The sequence below is a fragment of the Enterobacter sp. 01-M-02-SI-ECC genome, from assembly GCF_047530595.1.
Classification (GTDB): Bacteria; Pseudomonadota; Gammaproteobacteria; order Enterobacterales; family Enterobacteriaceae; genus Enterobacter; species Enterobacter cloacae_M.
The window spans coordinates 47585-59401 of sequence record NZ_JBLKCZ010000019.1 but is presented as its reverse complement, the minus strand read 5'-3'; the positions used below and the strand labels follow the sequence as shown (position 1 = coordinate 59401).

The window sequence follows — 11817 nt, the reverse complement described above, 5'->3', positions numbered from 1 at the left end:
CTTGGAATCCAGGTCTTTCCAAGGAGTCATCATGGCTAAGATCAAACTCACTAAGTCCGCTGTCGATGCGGCGCAACCCCAGGCAGAGGCCGTCGAACTCCGGGACACGCTGGTCCCCGGCTTCCTGTGCAAGATTACCCCGGCGGGTCGCAAGGTGTTCATGCTCCAGTACCGGACGAACGCTGGCGAGCGCCGCAAGCCCTCGCTAGGACTGTACGGGGAGCTGACCGTCGAACAGGCGCGGTCGCTGGCGCAGGAATGGCTGGCCCAAGTCCGCCGAGGCGGAGATCCCGCCGCAGAGAAGGCGGAGGCGCGCCAGGCACCTACGATCAAGGAGCTATGCACGAAGTTCATGGAGGACTACTCCAAGAAGCGCAACAAGCTCAGCACCCAAGCCGGCTATCAGGCTGTCATCAATCGCAACATTATTCCGCTGCTGGGACGCAAGAAAGTTCAGGACGTGAAGCGTCCTGAAATCGCCGGACTGATGGAAAAGCTTTCGTACAAGCAGACCGAGGCGAACAAGGTATTCAGCGTCTTGCGCAAGATGTTCAACATGGCCGAGGTATGGGGCTATCGGCCCGACGGTACCAACCCTTGCCGTCACGTCCCGATGTTCCCTGCCGGCAAATCGACTCACCTCATCAGCGACGAAGAAATGGGCAACCTGTTCCGACAGCTCGACAAGATCGAGTCGGAGGGGCTGGAGAACTACGTCATCCCTTTGGGAATCCGCCTGCAGTTCGAGTTCGCCGGCCGCCGCTCGGAAATCATCGCGCTGGAATGGAACTGGGTTGACTTGCAGAACCGGCGCGTCGTCTGGCCTGACAGCAAGACAGGCGGCATGTCTAAGCCCATGAGCGAGGAAGCCTATCGGCTACTCTCGACGGCACCCCGGCAGGAGGGTAGCCGCTATGTGCTGCCTTCTCCTAGCCACGCTGGCAAGCATCTAACCACGGGCGAGTATTACGGTGGCTGGAGCCGTGCGCTCAAGGCGGCTGGCGCTACGCACGTGGGCACGCACGGCATCCGCCACCGTTCGGCGACCGACATTGCCAATTCGGGCATCCCGGTCAAGGTCGGCATGGCGCTAACGGCGCACAAGACCGTCGTCATGTTCATGCGCTACGTCCACACCGAGGATAAGCCGGTGCGAGAGGCGGCCGAACTGGTGGCGAATCGGCGTAAGACGATCACCGGGATGCAGGGAGCCAAGGAGGTGGCCGCATGACCCGGCGCAAGGCATCCGTCTCAGCGCCAGCAGCGCCGCCCGCGCTGCTGGGCGACATCCGGGCACTGATCGAAGCGTCGCGCCAGCGCGTCGCCTCGGCGGTCAATGCCGAGCTGACATTGCTGTTCTGGCGCATTGGCCAGCGCATCCATACGGAAGTGCTTGCCGGGCAGCGGGCCGGGTACGGCGACGAAATCCTGCCGACCCTGGCGGCGCAGCTTGTCCGCGACTACGGACGTAGCTTCGCGGACAAGAACCTGCGCCGGATGGTGCAGTTCGCCGCCACCTTCTCGGACGAGCCAATTGTCGTGACGCTGTCACGACAATTGAGCTGGTCGCATTTCGTGGCGCTGCTGCCGCTAAAAGACCCGCTCCAGCGGGACTACTACGTGCAAATGGCCAGCGCCGAACGCTGGAGCGTGCGGACGCTACGCGAGCGCATCGACTCGATGCTATACGAGCGCACGGCGCTGTCCAAGAAGCCGGACGAGACGATCACGCAAGAGCTGGCGGCGATGCGCGATGCGCAGCGCATGTCGCCGGCGCTGGTCATGCGCGACCCGTACATCCTCGACTTCCTGGGCCTGCGCGATACCTGGCAGGAAGGCGACCTGGAAGCCGCGATCATCCGCGAAATGGAGTCTTTTTTGCTGGAGTTGGGCGCGGGCTTCTCTTTCCTAGCCCGGCAGAAACGCATCCAGATCGACGACGAGGATTTCCACCTGGACCTGCTGTTCTATAACCGCAAGCTGCGGCGGCTGGTGGCGGTGGAGTTGAAGATCGGCGAGTTCAAGGCAGCATACAAGGGGCAGATGGAGCTTTATTTGCGTTGGCTCGACAAGCACGAACGCGAACCGGAGGAAGCCTCGCCGCTGGGCATCATTCTTTGTACCGGCAAGAAGTCAGAGCAGATCGAGTTGCTGGAGCTGGACAAGTCGGGCATCCACGTAGCCGAATACCTGACGACCCTGCCGCCGCGTGCGGTGCTGGGGGAGCGGTTGCAGCAGGCGACCGAACGGGCGCGGTTGCAGATCGAGCAGCGGCAGCCTGGCGAGAAGTCCTGACAGCAGCATCTGTCCAACCGTACACCCAAACCACAGCACGAGCATGTGGCAACGGATCTCTTGCTCTATCGAGGCTCCATGCTAGTGTGGAATCGCCATAGGCCGATAAGGAACTGGCCTGCGGCTCAAGGATGCGCTGGGGCTAGTGGGCGCGAGCGCCCAATCACATGATTATCGCGGGCAGCAGCGCCATGTTCTATGCCGATCGCTGTTTTAATTAAATATCTCAAACTATAAAGTCAGTTAATTTTTTCAAAATATTCACGAATCAAGTCATCATTTTTTAAATACGAATCGAGAACCTGGGTAATGGTGCCAACTTACTGATTTAGTGTATGATGGTGTTTTTGAGGTGCTCCAGTGGCTTCTGTTTCTATCAGCTGTCCCTCCTGTTCAGCTACTGACGGGGTGGTGCGTAACGGCAAAAGCACTGCCGGACATCAGCGCTATCTCTGCTCTCACTGCCGTAAAACATGGCAACTGCAGTTCACTTACACCGCTTCTCAACCCGGTACGCACCAGAAAATCATTGATATGGCCATGAATGGCGTTGGATGCCGGGCAACCGCCCGCATTATGGGCGTTGGCCTCAACACGATTTTCCGCCATTTAAAAAACTCAGGCCGCAGTCGGTAACCTCGCGCATACAGCCGGGCAGTGACGTCATCGTCTGCGCGGAAATGGACGAACAGTGGGGATACGTCGGGGCTAAATCGCGCCAGCGCTGGCTGTTTTACGCGTATGACAGGCTCCGGAAGACGGTTGTTGCGCACGTATTCGGTGAACGCACGATGGCGACGCTGGGGCGTCTTATGAGCCTGCTGTCACCCTTTGACGTGGTGATATGGATGACGGATGGCTGGCCGCTGTATGAATCCCGCCTGAAGGGAAAGCTGCACGTAATCAGCAAGCGATATACGCAGCGAATTGAGCGGCATAACCTGAATCTGAGGCAGCACCTGGCACGGCTGGGACGGAAGTCGCTGTCGTTCTCAAAATCGGTGGAGCTGCATGACAAAGTCATCGGGCATTATCTGAACATAAAACACTATCAATAAGTTGGAGTCATTACCTACATCGTAATCACCAAGAAACCCTGATCGAGTCATTCCGTTTGAAGCACAGCCAGATAAGGTTGCCGTGAGGCCTGCCAGCAGCACAAAATGGATTAATGAAATAGGGCGTTTCATATATATTTTCATTTATCCCATTTTCAGACAGACGATGCCAGCAACAACCAGCGCAATTCCAACCCAACGTATCAAGGAGGCGGTATCGCCGAACACATACACGCCCACGAAAAACGCGCCCAGCGAACCGATGCCGGTCCAGACCGCATAAGCTGTTCCTATGGGGATCTGTTTAAGAGATAACCATAGGAAAAAGCCGCTGGCTGCCATACAGGCAACTGCAATCGCCGGCCCCACGTAGCGCATCGCTGCATTGGCCGCACCCATCTTGAGGCCTAGTGGCCAACCGATTTCGAACAGGCCGGCAATCAGTAGAACCAACCATGGATTCCATGACAACGGGTTCATATATTTCTCCAAATCTATTCAGTGAAAATTGATTATCAAAGCATCAAAGCATCAAAGAATAGGCAGTAGGCGGTCAATTCGCTCTGCTTCTGATTTCTTCTTAAACTCTCTGATGGCGAGAATCTGTCTCCCCGATCTCTCCGGCCACGAGAGAGATCGGGGGAAGCGTGTGGACAGTTACGCTGAGGGATCAGACCGGTTGCACTGGTTGTTGTACCGCCTCGTGACTCCGTTTGCTGCCCGGCCACTTCATTCCGAACAGCACCTCGTAGAGCAACGGAATCAGGCCAAGCGTCACGAGCGTGCCAAGTGCGAGACCACCGATCATGCCGATGGCCATGCCCTTCCACAGCGGCCCCGCAAACAACATCAGGGGCACGAGACCCGCGATACAGGTCACCTTGGTCATCACGATTGGACGCAGCCGCTGCATCGCAGCTCCCACCAGGGCTTCATGTCGGGCGAGACCTTCCGAGAGGCCGTGTTCAATTTGTTCGAGCAGAAGAACGGCGTTGTTGACGATGATTCCGAACAGCGCAAGCACCCCGAATGTCGCCATGAAGCTGAAAGGAGTGCCTGTTGCCTTCAGTGCAATCACGACCCCAATCAACGTGAAGGGAATCGTTGCGAGAATCACGATCAGCTTGCGGAAGGAGTTGAACTGCCAGATGAATAGCAGCAACATCGCCAGAAGAGCGAACGGCATGTAGTGCGTGAGCGATGCATTCGATTCAGCCGATTCCTCAATTTCTCCACCAAGCTCTATGGCATAGCCTGCAGGTAGTTCAATTGCGGCGATCCGAGGTGCGAGGTGATCCACGATCTCTTGCGCGGTGTATGCGGTGTTCTGCCCCTGAACTGTGACTGTACGAATGAGATTGCGGCGCTGGATCACAGACGGCTCGCTAGCGAGCGTGACATCGGCCACTTGCGCCAGGGAAACCGGCTGGCCACCCGACGCTGGATAGATGGTCGTCGAACCAACGTCCGCAGTGCTGCGCCGATCATTGGACGTCCCGCGCATCACGATTGGCACGCTGGTATCGCCATCTCGGATCACAGAGATCGACTGGCCGATGTAGCGGGTGCCAAGCCAGGCAGCTATGTCGTCGGTGGTGACGCCAGCACGTCGCGCACGATCTTGATCGACCCGAACATCGAGACGGCCGACACGGGTATCCCAGTTGTTCTTGATGTTGGCCGTACCTGGCAGCTCCCGTAGCGCGGACTCAATTTTCGCCGCCGCATTCATCAGCACCTCATGATCCGGCCCACTGACCCGGTAGACGGCTGTGCCGGCTTCGGTAGTGCCTAGCGAGAACCGCTGAGGCTCTGCGCGTACATCTCCATGATGCTGCGCGAAGTAAGCCCGAGTTCGGGCAATCACGACGTCAATGTTGGTGCCTGCCTTGACCGTCACGACAAAGTACGCGATGTTCGATGCTGGCAATGGGGGATTGAGCCCAAGGATGAAGCGCGGCCCACCGTCAGCGACGTAGCCAATGTGATCCGTGATTTCGGGGTTGATTTCTTGATCACCGAGCCAGCCGCTCACTTCCTTCACTTTGGCAAGAGTGAGCCGTGAATCCGTTCCAGGGGCGAGCTGCACCGGTATTTGGAATTGAACTCGGTCGGACTTCGGCAAGAAGTCGTATGGCAGTGTCGTGAATCCGTACAGAGCTACGGCCAATGCACCCGTCATCACACCAACGTAGATCGCCTTGTGGTCAAGCACCCACTCAAGCAACTTGCGATAGCCGCGATAGAAGCGTGTGTTGTAGGTTTGCGCGTCATTCGCCGGTTGATGATGCACTTTGGTGAAGTGGTAGCACAGCAGTGGAGTGACGGTCAGACACAACAGCCAAGATCCGAGTAACGTGAGCGCGAGGACAATGACGAGAGAGCGCAGATACTCACTCGTCGCACTCTGGCCGAAGAAGAACGGGGAGAAGGCGATGACGATAACCAATGAGGACGTCAGCAGCGGCAGTGCGAGGGTACGACCCGCTTCGAGACAAGCCTGTTTGCGGTCTTCACCGGCTGCCAAGCGCCGTTCAATGTCTTCGGCAATCACGATGCCGTTGTCTACCAAGAGCCCCAAAGCGATGATGATGGCTGCCATCGAAACACTTTGCAGCTCGATGTTCAGCGCGCGCATCACGATCAGTGCCCCCAGAATGGTAAGCGGCACGATCATCCCGACGATGAATCCTGTGCGCCATCCCAGGAAAAGGACGACGACGCCGAGCACGATGACAATCGTTTCGATCATCACCTGGTTCATCTTGCCCATTTCACGTTTGACGACGTCTGCCTGGAATGTCACATAGGAGAGCTCGAAACCTGCGGGCAGAAGTTTCTCAAGCTCGGCCACACGGGATTTGAGGGCTACGCCGAATTGCTCCACGTTCTGGCCCGAGGTCATGGACACTGCCATCACTACGGCAGGCTGGCCCTTATAGACTGCAGCAGACTCGGGAGGATCTGCAGGTTGTACCTGCACGCGCGCAAGCTCTCCCAGTGAGATTGAAGGAGCAGGCGAAGCACCGCGCGCACCCTGAGCTTGCGCCATCATGATCGGCAACGCGCGCAGCGAAGCGGCGTCGCGAACCTCTCCACTAACAGCCAGCGAAGCGTTGATGCCACCGATGGCGATTTGCCCGCCTGAAAGCACGACGTTTTGTTTAACGAGTTGATCGATCACCCCTTGTGGGGTCAATCCAAGCTGGGCTAGTTTTGGTCGATCAAATTCGAGATAGACGCGCTCTTCCTGCAAGCCGTAGAAGCTGATGCGATCAACGCCGGGAAGCGCGTATAGGCGATCGCGCATCTCTTTCAACGACACACGCATTTCGCCCATGGAGTAGCCCGGCGCGGTCACCGCAATGGAGGCCACGGCAACACGGCCGAAGTCGTCGTTGACAAATGGCCCCAACGTACCCTGTGGAAGCAGAGGCTGAGCATCGGCAACCTTCGCGCGAACGCGCTGCCATATGGGGGCTAGGTCGGTGTACCGCTCCCAGATCGTGACCTGTATGACGGCCCCGCCCGCGCGAACGGTTGTGGTTACACGCTTGACCTCGGCCAGCTCCCGCAAACGCTCCTCGATCGGACGCGCGATCAACTGCTCAACACGTTCGGCTGGCATGCCAGGGTTCAGAACGGCAACAACCGCATCTCGAATCGTGACCGATGGCTCTTCCTGCGAAGGGAAATTGAGAAACGTGGCAATGCCGGCAACAAGAATGATGACCGCGGCAAGGTAGGTGAGTCTGCTGGCGCGCAGCGCCATTTCTGTGATCTTCATAGCGAAGTCTTCCTGTAGCGGGTCAGCGTCCGGCCAATTGGGTCGTGGCCTTGAGTGGGGTGACTTGTTGCTCGTTCGTCAGCCAACTCGCGCCAGCCGCGACTACCATCTCGCCGCGCTTCAGGCCGCCCACAACGCGAACGTTGTCGCCGCCTGGCTCGCTCTGGAATTGCACTTCCCGGCGGTGCACCTTCTTTCCGGTCACGTCATATACAAACACTGCGGCTTGTCCTGCTTTCTCACTGAGCACCAGTGCCGAATAGGGAAGCATCAGACGATCTGGTGAGGCATCCTTCGCTTCCGGTGCCTTCAGCAATACTTGAACGGCAGACCCGGGTCGAAGACTGCGCGCAAGAGTAGCATCTTGAGGAACGAGCACGACAGGTAAAAGTGAGCCATTTTCAGCACGCAAGCCGATGCGTTGTACCGAAGCACGAACGGGACTTGCTGACTCGCTCAGGCGCAGTTCGGCGACCTGCCCAATTTTGATATTTGCCGCCTGGGTCGTCGATGCAGTCGCAAGGACTTCTACGCCGCTGCGTAGTCCATCCACTTGAAGCACCGGCGCTCCGGCTGCAATATCTGTGAACGGCAGAGCGAGTTTCTCCGCGACGACGCCGTCGAATGGCGCATGAATGGCGGCCCCCCTTCGCGCACGCTCGGCAAGGCCGAATGCGGCCTTTGCATTGCGCACCTGGCCTTCAGCTGCAACCAACTGTGCTTTCACACTCTCGAATGCAGCCGGGGAGATTACGTTGCCCTCAAGCAGCCCCCTTTGCTGCGTTGTCTGCACGATTCTGTCTGCCAATGCGGCTTCCGCAGCAGCGAGTGTCGCCCGAGCCTGTTCTAGGCGGAGTTGCTCGGGCTGAACATCCAACTCAGCCAGAAGCTGTCCGCGAGAGAAGCGATCTCCCACGTCCACATGAAGCTTGCTGATACGCCCGCCAGTCTCGAACCCCAAGGTACTCCGCTCACTGGAGCGAGCTAGACCACTCAATTCAATGCGATTGGCCACAGAACCTACATCCCCCACCGTGAGCAGCTTGACCGCTCGCGGTGGATCGGAAGCAGGCTCCTTCTGACTATCACAGCCGGCAAGCGATGCGAGCAGAACAAACGCGAGGCCGACTTTCTGCATTTGCCAGGACTGGGATTTAAAGGGAGTGCAAGACACGGGAAGGCCTTTCATCAGCGTTTATCAATAGGGGTGAGTTCCAGTTCGCCGCGGGCGAGCGCCTGGAGGGTGTGCATGAGTCGAGAAAGGTCTTCGGCAGCAAACGTCGGAAAACCCATCATTTCGGCGAGGAAGACTCCGTCCAAGGCAAATAGAACGATTCCGGCGATATCGGTGCCGCGTGGAGATTTGCTCGCGTTCTCGTACTGCCTGCGGTACCAGCCGCGCACAGGCTCAAGCAGCGTGGGGTCTTCAGCCACGGCCGCCAGCAATGCAGCGCTCATCTTTTGCATCCCGCCGTCAGGCATAGCCGAGACCTGGCTGGATAGCCAAGGGTCTGGATCGCCGACGAATGGCAGCTCTCGCTCTTCCTGCCCGCCATCAAACGCCGAGACCTGGTCATCAATCATCGTGAGGAGCAGATCGCGCTTGGTCTTGAAGTGGTACAGGAACGCACCTTTGCTCATTCCTGCCCGTGCAACGACCGCGTCAAGCGTTAGGTGCCCGGCACCTCCCTCCATGACTACGTCACGCGCAGCTTGAAGGATGCGCTCCCGTGTTTGTTGCGCTTTCTTAGAGATGGAGGGGGCTTCAGCGCCGTTGTCCGCCGAATGCGACTCCTCTGGGCTTGATTTCATACGAGTTGCCATGGTGAAACTCCAAAGATGCTTGATTTTTGAATCGTCTGGACGGTATAGTACACGCCATGAACTATGCCCGTCAAGACGGCCTCCTCAATTCACAACCTAGTGGCTCAACATGTCCGATCCCTACGCCCGCCGCGGCCTTACTGCTGTTGCATTCCTATCGATCACGCTTCTCGCCGCGTGCAGCCACTCGCCTCACAGGGTGGAGACATCACGCGTTGAGGTTCCGGCCAAATTCATGAACGAAGCGGGTCTGGCTGTGCAAGCAGGTGCCAGCACAAGCACTCCCGGCCGAGTGGTGGACGGCGTACGGTGATCCGCTGATTGACGCGCTGGTGCGCAACGCGCTGGAGCACAACACCGATCTCGCTATTGCAAGAGCGCGGATTGATGAAGCTGTGGCGATCACCCGACGTACACGCGCTTCAATGTTCCCTAGCTTGGCGCTCACGCCCCAAGCAACGCGCGCGCGCGACTTTTCTTTGGCACCGACCATCAGCAGCGATGCCAGGCTTCCGCTGTCGGCTTCATGGGAAGTTGATCTAGCGGGCCGCCTCTCGCATGCCGCTGATGGCGCACGGATGGACGCAGTTGCTGTCGAACAGAACTGGTTCGCGACACGTTGGCAGATCGCCTTTGAGACAGTGTCCGCTGCACTGCAGCAGCGGCAGGCGGCAGAGCTGGAAGATCTGGCAAAAGAGCGACTTCAAGTCGCCGAGCGCCTTGAGCGTCTGACAGAGCAGAAGTTCAAGGCAGGTCAAGCTACGGGCTTTGACATTGAACGCACGCGTTCCGAGGTCATCGCCCTCCGGGTGGAGCAAGAGCAGTTGCGACGCGTACGCGGCGAAGCAACGCATGCCTTGGATGTGCTCGTTGGCCGGATTCCGGGGGCGCTTGGCAGCGGTCCTGCGCTTGCCTCTCTCACCATGCCCGATTGGACTCCCAGAAGCGTGCCAGGCGAATTGCTGCAGCAGCGCCCCGACGTCAGAGCCGCGCAGGCGCGTCTTGCAGCGGCGACGGCGCGATGGAACGCAGCAGAAGGCGAGCGGCTCCCCAAACTTGTGCTCGATTTGAGTGGTGGGCGCCAACGCTTCGAGAACAACGGAACACGTGTGGCAGGGAACATTTTCTCTCTGGGCTTGGGTGTGACGCTTCCGATCTTTGACGGTGGAGCAATACAAGCGGGAATCGACGAGGGCTCAGCACGCAGTCGCGGCGCACAGGCTGACCTGGAACGCACGGTTTTGCTTGCGCTTCAGGATGTGGAGAACGCTTATCTGGGCTGGCAGACCCAGCGGACTTCTCTGCAGCATCAGGTCGATGGTCTTGTCGTCGCTGATCGACTCCTTGACCGCAGTCGACGCCTCTTTGAGGCGGGACAGGTGGATGCGACCGTTGTTGCAGAAGCGGAGCGTGGCACCTTGTCCCAGCGAGCGGCTCTGGTCCGTGCTCGCGCCGACGCAGCCGTGCAATGGGGTGTTCTCGCTAAAGCGCTTTCTGGTTCGCCAGAGCATGTGAATCTGCAATCTTCACCCTGAGTCCTTGAGTTGGAAGAACGCAGCATGGCAGCGAGTTTTAAATACTGAATAGATCGACGATTAGTAGGGGACGCATGGAAATTCGACATCTACGTTGTTTTATGGCGCTCGCCGAGGAACTTCACTTCGCTCGCGCCGCTGCGAAACTGCATATTGAGCAGTCCCCACTGTCTCGCACGATCAAAGAACTCGAAGAGGAGTTAGGAGCACAGCTCTTTATTCGGAACACGAGAAGCACGCGTTTGACACGAGCTGGGTTGATGCTCATGGAGCACGCACCTCGGGTGTTCGCATCCTTGCAACAGGCGCGGGACTGCGTGAAGGCAGCAAAAAATGGCTTTCATGGACAACTCCGCGTCGCCTTGTCAGACGGCGCAACACTACTGTGCTTACCAGCCCTATTGGCGTTGTGTCGCGAGGAGGAGCCCGAGGTTGAGATTCGCTTTTTTGAGGTGCCACTATCCCAACAAATCAAAGGATTGCACGACGACCTGTATGACGTCGGCTTTGCACAGTCCGACGACGTAGGTGATGGAATCGTCGCACTTCCCGCGTGGACTGACACGCTTATGGTGGCGCTGCCAGCTCGGCATCCGTTGCTGGCTCTTAAGCGAATTCCATTGGATGAACTGCTGCGCTACCCGCTAGTGCTATCTGATCCTCAAGTGTGCGAGGGCCACGCCAAGCACATTGAGCGAGTACTTAGCCGGGCTGAAATGCAGCCTCTAGTTGCCGAGCGGGTTACCACTTTCGACCTGATGATGGCGTTGGTATCTGCCGGTTTTGCACTCGGACTTACAGGGGCTGCACACATTGCAGCCTCCCGAGAGCCAGGAGTCGTGGCGAGGCCGCTTTCGACACGCGTACCACCTTTGACGACCTATCTACTCAGACTTGAAGGCGATCCGTTTGACGAGCTTGCGCGCTTCATTCAGCGAGTACAGGCCATCGAATTGCCAGAGTTTCTCAGGTCAACAAAAAGCCGAAATCCCGATCTTCCGGAGGAATTGATGCCATGAGACTCGCCATCACGCTCGTCGCTGCAATGCTAGTCGCATGCGGTCAATCTGATAAACCGCACAAAGCCACTAGTGCAGAAAAGAAAACCCCGACAGTAGAAGAGCTGGTGGCAGACCCGGAACAGCTCAAGAAGTTGCGCCAGCAATGCAAGACGGATCGGCCTACTTTGGGCGAACTGCTTTGCAACCGGGTAGCGGAGGCAACACGTAAGCGGTTCTACGGTGACGGAAAAACGCCATACACACCGCCCAAAGAATCCCCCAAATTCTGAAATTCAGCAATTCAGCAATTCAGCAAT

10 protein-coding genes are annotated in these 11817 nt (G+C 57.9%); 6 read left to right on the top strand and 4 right to left on the bottom strand.

Annotated features, from left to right (window positions below):
- Positions 1–31: 31 nt before the first annotated feature.
- From ACMWLG_RS19740 to ACMWLG_RS19730, 3 genes are all read left to right on the top strand, one after another.
- The gene (locus ACMWLG_RS19740; RefSeq protein WP_022652142.1) at positions 32–1231 is read left to right on the top strand and encodes a tyrosine-type recombinase/integrase; all 1200 of its coding nucleotides are present in this window, start codon (positions 32–34) and stop codon (positions 1229–1231) included.
- Positions 1228–2295 (top strand): PDDEXK nuclease domain-containing protein, encoded by a 1068-nt coding sequence (locus tag ACMWLG_RS19735; RefSeq protein ID WP_004883035.1) that lies wholly within the window; start codon positions 1228–1230, stop codon positions 2293–2295. The genes ACMWLG_RS19740 and ACMWLG_RS19735 overlap by 4 nt, the downstream gene beginning before the upstream one ends.
- Positions 2296–2655: 360 nt before the next feature.
- Positions 2656–3353 (top strand): IS1-like element IS1B family transposase gene (locus ACMWLG_RS19730; protein ID WP_095033700.1). Its coding sequence is split into 2 segments (ribosomal slippage): positions 2656–2905 and positions 2905–3353, totalling 699 coding nucleotides; the frame shifts between segments, so codons are not numbered across the junction.
- A gap of 144 nt (positions 3354–3497) precedes the next feature.
- On the opposite strand, the gene ACMWLG_RS19725 is transcribed toward ACMWLG_RS19730, so the two are convergent.
- From ACMWLG_RS19725 to ACMWLG_RS19710, 4 genes are all read right to left on the bottom strand, one after another.
- On the bottom strand, positions 3498–3833 hold the full coding sequence (locus ACMWLG_RS19725; protein WP_004883073.1) for a DMT family transporter: 336 nt from the start codon (positions 3831–3833) through the stop codon (positions 3498–3500).
- 190 nt (positions 3834–4023) lie between these two features.
- The gene (locus ACMWLG_RS19720) at positions 4024–7140 is read right to left on the bottom strand and encodes an efflux RND transporter permease subunit (protein WP_004883075.1); all 3117 of its coding nucleotides are present in this window, start codon (positions 7138–7140) and stop codon (positions 4024–4026) included.
- A 22-nt stretch (positions 7141–7162) separates the two neighbouring features.
- Positions 7163–8278 carry an efflux RND transporter periplasmic adaptor subunit gene (locus tag ACMWLG_RS19715; RefSeq protein ID WP_044256783.1) on the bottom strand — a complete coding sequence of 372 codons (1116 nt, stop codon included), beginning with the start codon at positions 8276–8278 and terminating at the stop codon, positions 7163–7165.
- Between the two features lie 50 nt (positions 8279–8328).
- The gene (locus ACMWLG_RS19710; RefSeq protein WP_022652140.1) at positions 8329–8964 is read right to left on the bottom strand and encodes a TetR/AcrR family transcriptional regulator; all 636 of its coding nucleotides are present in this window, start codon (positions 8962–8964) and stop codon (positions 8329–8331) included.
- 332 nt (positions 8965–9296) lie between these two features.
- On the opposite strand from ACMWLG_RS19710, the gene ACMWLG_RS19705 reads away from it, so the two are divergent.
- From ACMWLG_RS19705 to ACMWLG_RS19695, 3 genes are all read left to right on the top strand, one after another.
- A complete protein-coding gene (locus ACMWLG_RS19705; RefSeq protein ID WP_247666382.1) occupies positions 9297–10499 on the top strand; it encodes a TolC family protein in 1203 nt (400 codons plus the stop codon).
- A gap of 74 nt (positions 10500–10573) precedes the next feature.
- Positions 10574–11518, top strand: coding sequence for a LysR family transcriptional regulator (locus ACMWLG_RS19700; protein ID WP_004883081.1), 945 nt, complete (start codon positions 10574–10576; stop codon positions 11516–11518).
- A complete protein-coding gene (locus ACMWLG_RS19695) occupies positions 11515–11790 on the top strand; it encodes an EexN family lipoprotein (RefSeq protein ID WP_004883082.1) in 276 nt (91 codons plus the stop codon). The genes ACMWLG_RS19700 and ACMWLG_RS19695 overlap by 4 nt, the downstream gene beginning before the upstream one ends.
- Positions 11791–11817: the final 27 nt, after the last annotated feature.

Excerpts from the sequence above, each read along its gene's own strand:
- ACMWLG_RS19740 (WP_022652142.1), top strand. The coding sequence starts at position 32 with ATGGCTAAGATCAAACTCACTAAGTCCGCTGTCGATGCGGCGCAACCC.
- ACMWLG_RS19735 (WP_004883035.1), top strand. The coding sequence starts at position 1,228 with ATGACCCGGCGCAAGGCATCCGTCTCAGCGCCAGCAGCGCCGCCCGCG.
- ACMWLG_RS19725 (WP_004883073.1), bottom strand. The coding sequence starts at position 3,833 with ATGAACCCGTTGTCATGGAATCCATGGTTGGTTCTACTGATTGCCGGC.
- ACMWLG_RS19720 (WP_004883075.1), bottom strand. The coding sequence starts at position 7,140 with ATGAAGATCACAGAAATGGCGCTGCGCGCCAGCAGACTCACCTACCTT.
- ACMWLG_RS19715 (WP_044256783.1), bottom strand. The coding sequence starts at position 8,278 with ATGCAGAAAGTCGGCCTCGCGTTTGTTCTGCTCGCATCGCTTGCCGGC.
- ACMWLG_RS19710 (WP_022652140.1), bottom strand. The coding sequence starts at position 8,964 with ATGGCAACTCGTATGAAATCAAGCCCAGAGGAGTCGCATTCGGCGGAC.
- ACMWLG_RS19700 (WP_004883081.1), top strand. The coding sequence starts at position 10,574 with ATGGAAATTCGACATCTACGTTGTTTTATGGCGCTCGCCGAGGAACTT.
- ACMWLG_RS19695 (WP_004883082.1), top strand. The coding sequence starts at position 11,515 with ATGAGACTCGCCATCACGCTCGTCGCTGCAATGCTAGTCGCATGCGGT.